Origin of the sequence: Candidatus Poriferisodalis multihospitum (genome assembly GCF_028283155.1) — a bacterium.
GTDB classification, from domain to species: Bacteria; Actinomycetota; Acidimicrobiia; order Acidimicrobiales; family Poriferisodalaceae; genus Poriferisodalis; species Poriferisodalis multihospitum.
On record NZ_JAPYOK010000100.1, the window covers coordinates 100,120 to 114,403 of the forward strand.

Genomic DNA, 14,284 nt, shown 5'->3' on the forward strand with positions numbered 1-14,284 from the left:
GCCGCAGCTAGCTCGTTCCCTCTGCATCGGTCGCGGTCGGCGCTGTGGGGAGCGTGACTCGCGCTCCGTGGCACACCGGCCGGTCGAGGCGGTGCTGCCGGAGTGTGTCAAGTACCGCGTCTGACTGAGCTCTTTGCTGGAGCCAGCGCTCGTGCCACCACGCGGCAATGCGCTCTACGTCGTTGGCGACATTGCGGCGGAACAAGTACTGAGGTTCGTCGTCTACTCCGAGCAGATAAGGGAGCAGATTGTCGATCAGCGCCACGCCATAGACAAGCCTGGGCCTTCGATGCTGGAGAAGTTCATCCGATGGCCAACCGAGAATGTCGAGGCCTTCGCGGATTTTCCGAAGTTTCGGGTTCACACCCTCGCCGAAGATGCTGTTGACCCGGGCCCCGGTATGCGTCTCCTCTGCCAGCTTCGCGAGCGCCCTAACCGTGAACGCAGAGAGGTGAGAAGTCCCGAACGACCGAGATCGCCCGAGCGGCCTAAAGACGATGTCGGCCCGAGATCCAATCACGTCCCCGGGGAGTCGTAGTCGGTTGTACTGACTGGAGCTAGACCCGTAGAGCGATGTCGTCCCGATGAACACGAGATTGGAGCGTCGCTTGATCGGGCGGCCAGCGAGCGAGGACGCGATTTGGCTGGCATACGCGCTGTATCGCTTGTGGTAGGCGCGAATGACCGTCGGGCTGACGGCGAGCATCCCGACGAGCTTGCCGCCGATCAAAGCGTTGTAGGGCGGCAGCGCCCCACACACAGTGAGGTCGGCGATCTCTGTTCCCACCGCCTCGGCCTTGGCCCGGCGACGGATAGTGGAGATTGCGCGGCGTCCCCTCCGATCGAGGAGCGCGGATCGGAGCCCAGTGCGAGATGGCTTGGGCTCCAGGTACTTGGCGAGAGCTTTCTTTGCGGCGAGTAGCTCGGCTAGGGCAAGGCAACGCTTGCTCCTAAAGAGGTCAGACTTGGCGCGCTCGGTCCAAGCGGCCGTGTCGGTCGGGTCGCTGGGGGCCGCAAAGTCTGACCTCCTTGCGAATCGGTTGTGATCCCGTCGCCTGACGGCGGCTTCTTGTCGCAGTTTCTCGATGCTGTCATCAGTCGGCTGGCTCCACAGATTCGGCCAGTAGAGGCCGTCCTCGATGAGGTCGTCTAGGTAGATCTCGCCTAGGCCGCTATTGAGTCGGCGCATCAGCCAACGCGCCCATCGCAGGTCGGGGACCTCCTCTAGTCGGGTCAGCACATCTTCGGGTTGCCAACCAATCCACTCGTCCCGCTCAGCGATTTGAACGATGGCGCTGCCGATCGCAGCAATTCCGATGACCGGGTGAAATGGGGCTGCGCGATCACGGACTAGCAGCTGCATTGTTCTTCCCGGTGTGCTGGTGAGCTGGTTGCTCCAGGTGTGCCGGAAGTACCGCCAGATGTCGAGCAGACGGAGGCCGGTCAGGGTGCACCGTTCGGTGCTGGAAACGATCTGGACGTACGGGTCGATCACGCCTCGACTGGGCCCACTGGACACAAGCGAATCTGCGAGTTCAGCGCCATCGCGCATGAGACTGAATATCGACACGAACGTGCCTTGGAACTCGCGAGGCCGCTCCATCTTCTCGATGAACCGCCTGACTGAAGGACTCGCTAGCTGTTCGTCCCGTTTGAGCAACTCCTGGCTACGGACACGTTGCTTCTCGGCTATCGGGTCAGTCTCGGTTGCAGGGGGGCAGACAAAGAGACTCCTCGCTTCGACGCGGTGCTGCCAGCCTTGGCCTACTAGGTCTGCAAGGACGCCGAACGCAGCGTCCATCGCCGTGCTCCTTAGTTCTCGTGAGGCAGGCAGGGGGCTCTCTGCCAGAGCGTCAATCGCAGATAGGAACTCATCCCACTGAGCAGGGGAGAGGATTGCTGGAGTAGGAAGCGAATACCAGGTGTCGCTCATGCCGGTGTGTTGAAGAAGCTGGCCAGCACGTCTGACCACGCCTGTCGGAACTCGTGGCGCGCTGCCCGCTCGGACTTCCGGGGGGCCAACCACTCGGCACGCGCCGCGGCGAGCACAGCCAAGGCGACTTGAGTTGCCGTTTCTTGGTCCGACTGTGCCTCGCTGGTGGCGAGAGGGCCGTAGAGGTCGCGGAAAAGGGGATGCCGGCTGTTCAGCGCAACCACGAGCCGCCCCTCCTGTACGAAAGCTTCAAACGCAGCAGTCGTAGACAGTTCGCTGACCACCAGCCGGTAGGGGCAATCAGTGGACAGAGTCATCTCGTTGGCGGTGAGAATGTGTTCGAGATCGGGCGGCGTCGGACCGGACCGGGTGGGCAAGGGCGGCAGTGCGTCCTCAGCGTGTGCTGCGCGTCTCTCGGCGTCGCTGAGCGGGGTCGAGACCTTGATCAGCTCGAATCGACGTCGCACGCGATTGTTCAGTGCGCGGGCGATCGGCTCGAGATCTCTGGATAGCAGATCGCTCAGTTCTTGCCCCGGGGAGATGGCTTGCTTCGCGTGGGTGATCCCGAAGGACTCATCGAGGACGGGATCGAAGCGAATCTCGCACCGCCACCAGTCGTCGTAGTTCTCTCGGCGTTTCGTGCCCATGAAGAACCAACCGCGATCGATTTCTCGACGAGCACGTAGCACCGACACCGACGGGGTGTTGGTGATGCCAAGCCGCCGCTTCTCTGACTTCGACAAGTGGTGCCACCGCTCGATGGGTAGCTGGCTGAAGCGCACTTCAATGCGCCCCTCACCTTGGTCGTTGGCCAGCCGGTACACAAGCGTGTCGCCGAATTGGCGTGCTCCTGCTGCTTCGCCGGCTTCGTCGAGCATTAGGGGATCGCTTGGCTCAATCAGTGTTTCGTTGAGACGGAGATCTAGCCCGGCCCTCAGGAAGTCGCGATAGATGCGACCTAGATCGGTCGTCAGGTGCTTCTCGATAGTTGACACCCGCCTGTACTCGAGCCGGTCGCAGCGCAAGAGCCGTACGACGGTGCCCGTCTTGGAGTCAGGTTGGAATGGGGGGGTTTCGACCTCGTCGATCGGCGGCAACGTGCGATGCCCATTCCTGACCATCTCATCGACATCCAGCCAGCCCATCCACATTCGCTTGTCAGTCCAGGAGTACACCTCAACGCGTCGTGCCCTGCTGAGGGCACCGTTTGGAAGCCCCATGCCGTATCGGCCGAGGGACGAACGATCGCCGAACCTGGTTGAGCCACCAAAGGTGAGGGCCTTCGCAAGAGCGTCAGTGTCCATACCCGAGCCGTTGTCCGTCACGGTGATCTCGATTGGATTCGTTGTGCGCCGCTCGTCGGCCGCTACCCGCACGCGCACTTCGGTCGCACCCGCCTGCAGCGAGTTGTCGACTAGTTCAGCTATCGCCAGGGCCGTCGTCTTGTAGCCGGTGTCGCGAGTAGCAAGTAAGAAGTTCGCTGGGTGGAGCAGTGAAGGTCGCGAGCGTCTCGGGCGGGGTGCCGGCCGCCCCGGGCTTTCACGTGTTGGTCGCTGTGTCGATGTCGCCACAGGTAGTTCCTCTCGTGGTGTGCCGTGAACTGAGGTCGCACTGTCGTGGAGACTGGCTCTGCAATTGACCAAGCCAAGAAGTGTTCTCGGACTGGCGGGATGGGGCACTCGACACTGCGTCAGCTCCAGAGGATGCTGATGGGGAGTGCTTCGATGCGGTCGCCCAGCAGGAACCGTGCGGGGCCGGTGTGGAGCATGACACCGGCCTTGAATCGGTCGCCGAGCTTGTCTCGCAGCCATTCCAAGTGGCGTGCGTGAGAGGGCTTGGGCGCGCTGTGCGCCTTGATCTCGATAGCGATGATGCCCCGCGCGCCCATGTCTGCGATGAGGTCGACTTCATGGCGGCCGTCTCGGTCTCGCAGGTGGCACAGCCGGGGTCGTGCCGGGTCGATGTCGGCATCTGCCCTCAACTGGTTGGTCACGAAGGTGTCGATCAGCCGGCCGAGCAGGTTGCCATCGCTCATGACCAGATCGGTATCGGCGTTGACGGCAGCGCCCCACAGACCGGTGTCGGCGAGATAGCGCTTCGGCCCGCGGGCAAGTCGCTTGATGCGGTTAGTGCTCCACGCGGGAAGCTCCGCCACAGCGCCGACATCGGTAAGCATCTGCACGTGGGCGCGAGCGGTGCGCCGGTCGAGGCCTGCGGCCTCGTAGAGCGTGTTGTCGTTGACGATGCCTGCCGAGTTGAGCGCGTACGCCTCGAAGAATGCGTCTAGCTTCTCCCGATCGCTGTCGCTGCGGTCGCCTCGTAGGTCTCGAGTGAGCAGTTGTTCGATGTAACTGCGGAGCCAGTCGTCGCGGATGCTGCCGGACAGCTCCAAGGCTGGTTCGGGAAAGCCGCCAGCAAGAGCGATCTCGGCGTAACCCCGCAAATCCGGGCTATCGGAAGGCGTGGCTGGCAGATCACCGCTGAGTACCCCGCTGAGGAACGGGCGTGGTGGTTCCGAGCGCTGCTCGCGCACCGTCAGGGGATGCATGGCCATACGGATCAAGCGGCCTGTCCCCGGCCACAGCGCCGGGTCGGTGTCGGATCGGACGGAGCCGGTCAGGATGAATCGCCCTGGGCGGCGCTCAGTGTCGACTGCTCGCTTGACGGCACCGAGTACACCCGGGCACGCCTGCCATTCGTCTATCAGCAGCGGCTCGGGCCGGTCCCGCAGGGCAGCGTCTGGGTCGGCCTCGAACGGGCCAGCTTCGCGCTCGCGATCCAATCGCACTGCGCTCGCAGCATGACGCAGCGCTGTGGTGGTTTTGCCCGAAGCGCGCGCACCGGTAATCATGACCGCAGGTGCAACCGCCAGTACATCAGCCAGCCATGGGTCGATCAGCCGTTCCAGATACCGATCCATGGTCGCAGGCTACGCCCTCAAGCAGTCGTTTCGACAAACTGCGCACATTCTTATGCTGATTTGGCGCAGATTTTGATGCTGTTATAGCGCACTAGTTGATGTCGGTTTGGCGCACTTGGGGTGACATGCCGCAAAGCATGTGAACGTTTGCAGGCGTTGTATGTGAACATTTGCAGGCACTTCGCTGAAATGTTCCCGAGAGTGGCGGCTAGCGGTTCTCGATGGGCACGTAGTCGCGCTGGTCGGGCCCGGTGTACTTCTGGCGGGGCCGGTAGATCTTCTGCTCGGGGTCGCCGAGCATCTCCACCCAGTGCGCCAGCCAGCCCGGCGTCCGCCCGATGGCGAACAGCACTGTGAACATGTCGAGCGGGAAGCCCATCGCCTCGTAGATGAGCCCGGAGTAGAAGTCCACGTTCGGGTACAGGCGGCGGTCCTTGAAGTAAGAGTCGCTGAGCGCCACCTCTTCGAGCTTCATGGCGATGTCGAGCAGCGGATTCAGGCCGGTCACCTTGAACACCGCATCGGCGGTTTCCTTGATGATCTTGGCCCGCGGGTCGTAGTTCTTGTACACCCGGTGCCCGAAGCCCTGGAGCAGCACATCGCCGGACTTGGCCCGCTCCACGTACGCAGCCACATTGTCGAAGCTGCCGATCTCGTGCAGCATCCGGATGACCTGCTCGTTGGCGCCCCCGTGCAGCGGCCCATACAGCCCGCAGGTGGCCGCTGCCACCGCTGAGTACGGATCGGCCCGGCTGGATCCGACCGTGCGCATCGTGGTGGTGGAGCAGTTCTGCTCGTGGTCGGCGTGCAGGATGAACAGCACGTCGAGGGCGCGCGTCAGCGTGGGGTCGGGCACGTAGTCGGGGTCGGCCACGCTCCACATCATCCGCAGGAAGTTGCCGGTGTAGGTGAGGTGGTTGACCGGGTACTCATACGGCAGGCCCATCCGGTTGCGGTAGGTGAACGCCGCCATCGTGGGCATCTTGGCCATCAGCCGGATGATCTGGACCAGCCGTGTGTAGGGATCGTCGATGTCCTTGGCTTCTGGGTAGAAGGTGGACAGCGCGGCGATGGTGGAGACCAGCGTGCCCATCGGGTGGGCGTCGTAGCGGAAGCCCTTGATGAAGCGCGTGATGTCCTCGTGCACATAGGTGTGGAACGTGATGTGGTGGATCCACTCGGCCGCCTCGGCCTCGGTGGGCAGCTCGCCGTGGATCAGCAGGTAGGCCACCTCGAGGAAGCTGGACTGCTCGGCGAGCTGCTCGATGGGGTAGCCGCGGTACCGCAGGATCCCCTCGTTGCCGTCGATCTCGGTGATCTTCGAATCGCAGTTGGCCGTGGAGAGGTAGGCGGGGTCGTAGAACCACAGGCCACGGTCCAGCTCGCGCAGCGCGGCGGCCGAGATGGTGCCGTCGACAACGGGGACGGTCACCGATTCTCCCGTGCGGTTGTCGGTGATCGTGAAGCTGTCGTCTGCCATCAGTCCCCCTTGTTCGCGCCGCCGAATGTACCCAATATGTCGCTCCGCCGCGAATCCGAGGGCCTAGAGGGGGGCGTTGTCGTGGCGGCGCTGGCGCAGCCGTTCGCGCTTGGTGGCCAGCATGCCGAGGGTGTCGATGAGCTCGCGGCGCGTGTCGGCGGGGTCGATGACACTGTCGACGTAGCCGCGTTCGGCGGCGACGTAGGGATTCAGGTACGTGTCCTCGTAGTCGGTGACGTAATCGGCGATTTCGTCGTCATCGGCGCCGCGGCGGAGGATCTGCGCCGCCTGTGATGCACCCATCACCGCCAGCTCGGCGCTCGGCCAGGCCAGGTACACGTCGTTGCCCATCGTCTTGGAGTCCATGACGATGTAGGCGCCGCCGTAGGACTTGCGCAGCACCACGGCCACCCGTGGCACCGTGGCGCGGGCATAAGCAAAGGCCAGCTGAGCACCGTGGCGGATCATCCCGCGCCATTCGAGGTCCTTGCCGGGGTAGAAGCCGGGCGTGTCCACCAAGGTGATCAGCGGCAGGCCGAAGGCATCGCAGAAGTTGACGAAGCGGGCGCCCTTCTGGCTGGCGGCGATATCGAGCGTGCCGGCGATGCTCATCGGCTGGTTCGCGAGCACGCCCACCGAGTAACCGCCCAGCGTGGCGAAGCCCGTGACGAGGTTCGGCGCCCAACCCGCCCGCAGCTCGGTGAGGCAGCCCTCGTCGACGAGCTCCATGATGATGTCGCGCACGTCGTAGGCACCCGTCGGCTGTGACGGCAGCATCTCGCCTGCGGCAGGGGTCAGGCGCTCATGCGAATCACCAGTCTCGATGCGCGGCGGCAGTTCGTCGCAGTGCGGCGGCAGATAGCTCAGGATCTCGGTGAGCATGTCGAGCACACCCTCGGTGGATGTCACGGCAGACGCAGTCCCCGAGGCGCTGGCATGAATCGGGGCGCCGCCCAGTTCGTCGGGCCCGATGGCCACGCCGGTCATCTCGCGCACCGGAACGGGGCCACTCACGAAGGCATAGGCGTCGTCGGACATCACGACGACATCGGACAGCCCGATCAGCAGGGCGATGCCCGAGATGGCCTGCCCTGTCACTCCAGCCAAGACCGGGACCACTCCCGAGCACCGCACGAGCACCCGCGCGGCTTCGCCCCAGCCGTGCAGCGCCGCGACTCCATAGTGCGCGTCGGCGCCGCTGGACGACAGCATGAGCACCACCGGCAGGCGCTTTGCGAGCGCCGTCTGCAGGCCTGCGACGATGGTCTCGCTGTCGGCTGGCGACAGGGCCCCGCGCCGGTGAGGGCTGTCGGCAGAGATGAGCATGGCCGTCCGCTCGCCGAGGGTGGCGATGCCGGCCGTGACATGTCCGCCCGCACCGGCGCGCAGCTGCAGGTCCACTGCCGTCAATCTATGCGGCAGTGACGCCGGGGATGCGACGGGACACGCTGCGGATCACCGAGCGCAGCATGTCGCGGGCCGCGGCCGCCGGCGCCGAGAGCATCCCGCGGCGACGGATGGCCAGCGCAACCTGGCGAGGCGGCAGATCGGCAACCGTCAGCACGCTCCAGTCGCCCCGGTCGGTCCAGACGGGGATGGAGGTGATGGGCACGATGGCCGGCCCGTAACCCTGGAACGCGAGGGTGGCGGTGAGCCGGATGCCGTCGAGCTGTGCCATCGTCCGCAACGCCACGCCGCGCCGTGCCGCAGCCGAATCGATGAGCATGCGCATCACCGAGCCAGGCGGTCCGAGCAGCAGCTCGTGCTGCTCGAGTTCAGCGAAGCTCACCTCACGATCGCCGAGCGCCGCGAGCGCGTGCCCGGTGGGGGCGATAACCACGAACTCTTCAGCGAACAGCGGTGTGGCCACCAGCTCCTCGTGATCGAGCGGGGCGTTCACCACCGCAAGATCGAGCTCGCCGCCCTCGAGCAAGCGGGTGAGCGCCAGGGTCGTGGCGTCGACCACCGTGGCGTCGACATCTGGGTGGTGCCGACGCAGTTCGTCGAGGAAGGGCGGCAGCAGCCAGCGTCCGGGGGTGCCGATGATGCCCAGATGCACATCGCCGGTGACATGCGACGTCATCGACGCCACGTCAGCCCGCATGGCTGCGATCTCGCCGTTGATGCGCTTGGTACGCGCAAGCACGACTTCACCCTCGGGCGTCAACGACCCCGCAGCGCGATCCACGAGCACAGCGCCCAGTTCGTCCTCGAGCTTTGCGACGTGGCTGGACACGTTCGACTGCACAGTGCGCAGCGCCCGTGCCGCTGCTGAGAACCGGCCGTGCGCAGCAACCGCAGCCAGAGCGTCGAGGTACTTCAGGTCCATGCGGCCACGCTAGCGCCCGGTTGCCGTCCATCTCCAAAAGAGATTGAAACTATCTGCGCTAACTGCTGGCCCGATAATAGGACCCGGGGTAATTTGCTCGTGAGCGGTTACCCCACACCGCTCCACATATCGCACCGCCGCACGGTGTCCCCCCACCCAGGCGGGCGAGTGCCGGATCGGAAGCCCCCGCTCCGACCGGCGATAGGTCGAAAGCGTCCCCCACGCCCAGCGACCTCAGCGAAGAAGCCGGCCCTCCCCCCGGGCCGGCTTCCTCGCGTTCACAGGCCCAGCTAGAGCGAGGCTCGGATGATGTTGAGCGCCGAGCCGGCCTTGAACCACTCCACCTGGTCATTGCTGAACGTGTGGTTCGCTTGGAATGAGAACGTGTCGCCCGACGGCTTGCGCACCTCGACGGTGACGGGGCGCCCCGGCGCCAGATCGGCGAGCCCCACCACCGAGATCCGGTCGTCCTCATCGATGCGGTCGTAGTCGGCGGGGTCCGCGAACGTGAGCGGCAGCATGCCCTGCTTCTTCAGGTTGGTCTCGTGGATGCGGGCGAAGCTGCGGCACAGCGCGACCAGGCCGCCCCGGAAGCGCGGCTCCATGGCGGCGTGCTCGCGGCTCGAGCCCTCGCCCATGTTCTGGTCGCCGATCACCACCCAGTTCACGCCGGCGGCGTGGTATGCCCTCGCGATCTCCGGGTACGGCTGCGTCTCGCCGGTCAACTGGTTCTTGCCGTGCCCCACGTCGTAGCCGTCAAAGGCATTCACCGCACCGAGGTACAGGTTTCCCGAGATGTTCTCGAGGTGGCCCCGGTAGCGAAGCCACGGGCCGGCCATGGAGATGTGGTCGGTGGTGAACTTGCCCTTGGCCTTGACCAGCACCGGGAGATCTGCGTAGTCGTTGCCGTCCCACGCGTCGAACGGCTCGAGTACCTGCAAGCGGTCCGACGTCGGTGAGACCCGCACCTCGACGCTGCCCCGGTCAGCCGGCGGGGCCACGAATCCGCTCTCGCCGGGATCGAAGCCGGCCGGCGGCAGTTCGACACCCACCGGCGTCGGCAGCGTGACCGGCTCCCCGGCATCGGTGTGCAGCACGCCGTCGACGGGATCGAAGTCGAGCGTTCCCGCCAGCGCCAACGCCATGACGGTCTCGGGCGAGGTGACGAATGCCAGCGTGGCGGCATCGCCGTCGTTGCGCTTGGGGAAATTGCGGTTGTAGGACGTGACGATCACGTTTGCCTGGCCGGGCACGTAGTTCTCGTCGCCGGAGCGGTCCCACTGGCCGATGCAGGGTCCGCAGGCGTTCGCCAGCACGGTGGCGCCCAACGCCTCGAAATCGGCGAGCAGCCCGTCTCGTTCGATGGTGGCCCGCACCTGCTCCGAGCCAGGGGTCACGAGCAGCTGTGTCCGTGCCCGCAGCCCCTTGGCAGCGGCATCACGGGCGATCGAGGCAGCCCGGGTGATGTCCTCGTAGCTGGAGTTGGTACAGCTGCCGATGAGCGCTGCGCTGATCTGAAGCGGCCAGCCCTCGGCTTGGGCCTCCGCTCCCAGGGCGGATACCTCGCGGGCGAGGTCGGGGGTATGCGGGCCGTTGATGTGAGGCCGCAGCTGCGACAGGTCGATCTCGATGACCTGGTCGTAATGGGCGCCAGGGTCGGCCATCGCCTCGTCGTCGGGCCGCAGATGCTCGGCGACCGCATCGGCCGCGTCGGCCACCCCAGATCGCCCGGTGGCCGACAGGTAGCGGGCCATCGCAGCGTCGTAGCCGAACAGCGATGTGGTGGCGCCGATCTCGGCGCCCATGTTGCAGATTGTGCCTTTGCCGGTGGCGCTGAGCGATTCGGCGCCCGGGCCGAAGTACTCCACGATCGCCCCGGTGCCGCCGGAGACCGTGAGGATCTCCGCCACCTTCAGGATCACGTCCTTCGGCGCACTCCAGCCGGACAGTTCGCCGACCAGGTGCACGCCGATGACCTTGGGCCACCGCACGTTCCAGGCGAAGCCGGTCATGACATCGACGGCGTCGGCGCCGCCCACGCCGACTGCCACCATGCCCAGCCCGCCGGCATTGGGCGTGTGGCTGTCGGTGCCGATCATCATCCCGCCGGGGAAGGCGTACTGCTCGAGCACAACCTGGTGGATGATGCCGCTGCCCGGCTTCCAGAAGCCTGCGCCGTAGCGGGCGCACACGCTCTCGAGAAAGTCGTAGACCTCCTCGTTGTTCTCCGAAGCGGCGAGCAGGTCGCGCTTGCCGTCCTCGCGAGCTTGGATGAGATGGTCGCAGTGGGTGGTGGTGGGCACCGCCACCTCGTCCAGCCCCGCAGTCATGAACTGGAGCCACGCCATCTGTGCAGTGGCGTCCTGCATGGCGACGCGGTCGGGTGCCAAGTCGACGTAGGAAGCACCCCGCTCGAGTTCCTGGTCACGGTGGGAGAGGTGCGCAATCAGGATCTTCTCCGACAGCGTGAGCGCGCGGCCCAGCCGCTCACGTCCGAATGCCACGGCATCGGCCAGCCCGGCGTACACCCCTTCGATCAGCTCAATCGGAGTACTCGCGTGAACGGCCATGGACAACTCCCTCTTAGTGGGCGAGAGTGCCGGCAGGCGTCCGCTACTGCGGGGGCGGTACGGCGTCCGCCGGCGGGGGTTTCAATCTAGAGGCTCACCCCGGATTCACTCCCGGAGCTGCGCCGCTCTCGCTCACGCCGGACTCTCGGCCGAGCCTGCGGATAGTTGTGCTTACTAGGGTCATGGGCGTGACTGCGGGTGGTGCCCCGCTGGCACCGACCTACGAGCATGATGAGGCTCCAACCCGAAGGATCGTCGCGGGTCTCGGCGGGCAACTTGCACTGCTGATGGTGGTGCCGCTGGCGATCCTTCCGGCCCTCGTGGTTCAGCTCGCCGGAGAATCCGACGCGGTGGCCGCACGAGCCGTCGTGGCATCGATGGTGGTGTGCGGTCTCACGACGCTGGCGCTCACCGTGCGCTTGGGACGGCTGCGCAGCGACAGCCTCTATGTCGCCACCGTCGATCTGGTCAGCTTGCCGTTCTGCATTCTGGCGCTGGCAAGCGGGGGCCCGGCCACACTGGCGGCTCTGGTGGTGGTCTCCGGGCTGTTCCAGGTGGCGATCGGCCTGCGGATGTCGTATCTGCGACGGTTGGTGACGCCGCAGGTGCGCGGCACGGTCCTCATTCTGGCCTTTGCGGCATTGGTGCCGGTGCTCGCCGACGCCGGCAGCGCCGTGGAGCAGCGCCTCGATTGGTTTGTGCCGGTCAGCGTCGTTGGGACGGCGGTCACCATCGTGCTCATCTCGGTGTGGGGCCCGCGGCCGTGGCGGATCTGGGGACCTGCACTGGGACTGGTGGTCGGGCTGGGGGTCGCGGCCGGCCTGGGTGCCTACGACTTCGAACTTGTTGCTGACGCTGCATGGATCGGCTTCGCGGATGTTGGCAGCAGCCCGGGATGGGGCATCGATTACGGCACGTTTGCCTCGATGCTGCCCTCCTTCCTGATCGTGTCTTTCGCCATCCTCGTCCGCATGCAGGGAATTTCGTCGAACACGCAGATGGTCTCGTGGCGCACCTCTCGTGCTCTGGACTTCCGTGAAGTGCAGCGCGCCAACTGGCGCATGGGTGTCGGAACGATGCTGTCGGGCGCCGCCGGGTCATTGCCGGTCACGATTGCCGGCGTCGGCCCCGCCTTCATCAACCAGACCCGATGCGCGTCGCGCCGCATGGGCACCATTGCCGGCTGCTTCTTCCTGCTGGCGGCGTTTGTCCCAAAGCTGCGGGCGATCGCCGTGGCGATCCCGCGTCCGATACTGGCCGCCTACGTCATCGTCGCCCTGATCCCGCTGGTACTGCGCGTCGTGATCAGCTCCGTGCAGCGCCTGCGAAGCACGCGCGATGCGCTGGTCATCCTGCTGCCGCTGGCAGTAGGGCTGTGTGTCGAATTCGGCGTGATGTCGTTTCCGCCGGACACCGTGTGGCACGCCGTGTCGCAGAACGGCCTGACCGCCGGGAGCCTGGTGCTGGTGGTTGCGGCCATCCTCAACAGCCTCATAGGGCGCCGGGCGAGCTTGGAGGTTGAGCTCAGCGCCCGCAGCACGGGGGAGTTGAGGCGCTTCGTGACCGACTTCGCCGAGCGGCAGGGCTGTGACGAACACAGCGTCGAGCGATTGGAGGCTGCAGCCGAGGAGGCGCTCGCCGCCCTCAGCGAGCATGCATCGTCGAGATCGCTGAATGGCACGCGGCGAGTGCGGGTGGCGCTGGGAAGGATCCGGTCAGGAATCGAGCTGGAGTTCGTGAGCGCGCCGAGCGATGGGCAGAATCTTGAAGAACGCATCGCACTGCTCGCCGAGCCTGAGGCCGAGACGATGGAAACCACGATCGAGCGTGATGCCGCGCTGCGGCTGCTGCGGCACTACGCGAGCAATGTCAGCCATCGGCAGTACCTCGAAGCGGAGATCCTGACTGCGGTTGTCTCCGATGCCGGTTCCCCCCGACGTTCGCGATGGGCGAGGCTTCAGGGGCGGACTTCGTAGTAGAGGTTCGCGGCGTCGTTGAAGTCGTGCTCGGTGAAGCGTGTGAAGCCTGCGGCTGCAGTCATCTCGCGGGCCTTGTCGGGATAGAGACCGAGGGTGCCCAATCCCATGCCGCCCGGCTCGCTCAGCGCCGACTGCAGGCAGCTCGTGATGGAGAAGCCGTAGAACATGGCCAGCATGGGGTTGCGCTGGTCGAGGTTGAAGTCGCCCTTGGAGCGGATGTCCTTGATGAGCAGCGTGCCGTCTGCATCGAGCGCAGCCCAGATGGCATCCAGCGCCACGTCGGGACGGGGCATGTCGTGGAGGCAGTCGAATGTGAGCGCCAGATCGAAGTCGCCGGTGGCGGGCACATCGGCAGCTCCGGCCTCGATGAAGGTCGTGTTCTCCAAACCCTCGTCCTCGGCACGTTCGGTCGCCTGCTGAACGGCGATGGCCGACGGATCGAAGCCGACGACCTCGGTGTTGGGCCACTTCTGCGCGATCAAGCAGGCCGACACGCCCGCTCCGCAGCCGACGTCCAGCACCTTGGCGCCGCGTTCCAGCTTGTCCACGACGCCGTCGAGGCCGTTCAGGATGACCGAGGTGAGATTCTGGCGGCTGAACGGCCCGGTGGTGCGGGCGAGGCCGGCAGCTGCGCGGGGACCTTGCTGCTCGTAGGTCATGCCGATGCCGGTGCGGAACGAGTCGAGGATCAGGTCCAAGACCTGGTCGCCGAGCCCGCCGCGAAAGGCGCCCATGGCGAAGTGCAGCGAGCCCTCCTCATCGACGAGCAGCGCCTCGGCCTCGGGTGACAACGAGAAGGCACCGTCGTCGTGGGCGACGAGGCCGGCAGCGGCCACGCCGTACAGCCACTCTCGCACCAGCCGCTCGGCGAGGCCGGTCGCCTCCGCCACGTCGTGGCTCGTAGCGGGCTGGGTTTCCGAGAGGGCTGCGAACAGCCCGAGCTGGTCGCCGACGTGCAGCATCGCCGACACCATCTCGCCCTTCTTGTACGTCCACACTTGGAAGGCGAGCTTCTTCAGGACATCAGGGTCAATCTCACGCTGCTCGGTTCCTGTCTCAGCCATCCGCAAGAC

The 14,284-nt window shown here is 65.7% G+C and carries 9 protein-coding genes and 1 pseudogene; 1 reads left to right on the forward strand and 9 read right to left on the reverse strand.

What is annotated here, in order from left to right; genetic code table 11:
• Positions 1–7: 7 nt before the first annotated feature.
• The 8 genes and pseudogenes from VI480_RS11385 to VI480_RS11415 form a co-directional block, all read right to left on the reverse strand.
• Positions 8–1,189 carry a Druantia anti-phage system protein DruA gene (locus tag VI480_RS11385; protein ID WP_323672962.1) on the reverse strand — a complete coding sequence of 394 codons (1,182 nt, stop codon included), beginning with the start codon at positions 1,187–1,189 and terminating at the stop codon, positions 8–10.
• A gap of 42 nt (positions 1,190–1,231) precedes the next feature.
• Positions 1,232–1,933: pseudogene (locus VI480_RS15665) on the reverse strand (Druantia anti-phage system protein DruA); the annotation flags it as partial.
• Entirely contained in the window at positions 1,930–3,612 is a 1,683-nt protein-coding gene (locus VI480_RS11390) for an ATP-binding protein (protein WP_323672963.1), read from the reverse strand. The pseudogene VI480_RS15665 and the gene VI480_RS11390, both read right to left, overlap by 4 nt.
• 11 nt (positions 3,613–3,623) lie before the next feature.
• On the reverse strand, positions 3,624–4,853 hold the full coding sequence (locus VI480_RS11395; RefSeq protein WP_323672964.1) for an ATP-binding protein: 1,230 nt from the start codon (positions 4,851–4,853) through the stop codon (positions 3,624–3,626).
• Positions 4,854–5,061: 208 nt separating this feature from the next.
• Positions 5,062–6,333, reverse strand: a complete 1,272-nt coding sequence (locus VI480_RS11400; protein WP_323672965.1) for a citrate synthase — start codon at positions 6,331–6,333, stop codon at positions 5,062–5,064.
• A gap of 63 nt (positions 6,334–6,396) precedes the next feature.
• Positions 6,397–7,734, reverse strand: coding sequence for an acyl-CoA carboxylase subunit beta (locus VI480_RS11405; protein WP_323672966.1), 1,338 nt, complete (start codon positions 7,732–7,734; stop codon positions 6,397–6,399).
• 10 nt (positions 7,735–7,744) lie between these two features.
• Entirely contained in the window at positions 7,745–8,662 is a 918-nt protein-coding gene (locus VI480_RS11410; RefSeq protein ID WP_323672967.1) for a LysR family transcriptional regulator, read from the reverse strand.
• A 290-nt stretch (positions 8,663–8,952) separates the two neighbouring features.
• Entirely contained in the window at positions 8,953–11,232 is a 2,280-nt protein-coding gene (locus tag VI480_RS11415; RefSeq protein ID WP_323672968.1) for an aconitate hydratase, read from the reverse strand.
• Between the two features lie 188 nt (positions 11,233–11,420).
• Between VI480_RS11415 and VI480_RS11420 the strand changes: the two genes are divergently transcribed.
• Positions 11,421–13,208, forward strand: coding sequence for a solute carrier family 23 protein (locus VI480_RS11420; protein WP_323672969.1), 1,788 nt, complete (start codon positions 11,421–11,423; stop codon positions 13,206–13,208).
• Here VI480_RS11420 and VI480_RS11425 read toward each other — a convergent pair.
• A complete protein-coding gene (locus VI480_RS11425; protein WP_323672970.1) occupies positions 13,190–14,275 on the reverse strand; it encodes a class I SAM-dependent methyltransferase in 1,086 nt (361 codons plus the stop codon). The genes VI480_RS11420 and VI480_RS11425 overlap by 19 nt on opposite strands.
• Positions 14,276–14,284: the final 9 nt, after the last annotated feature.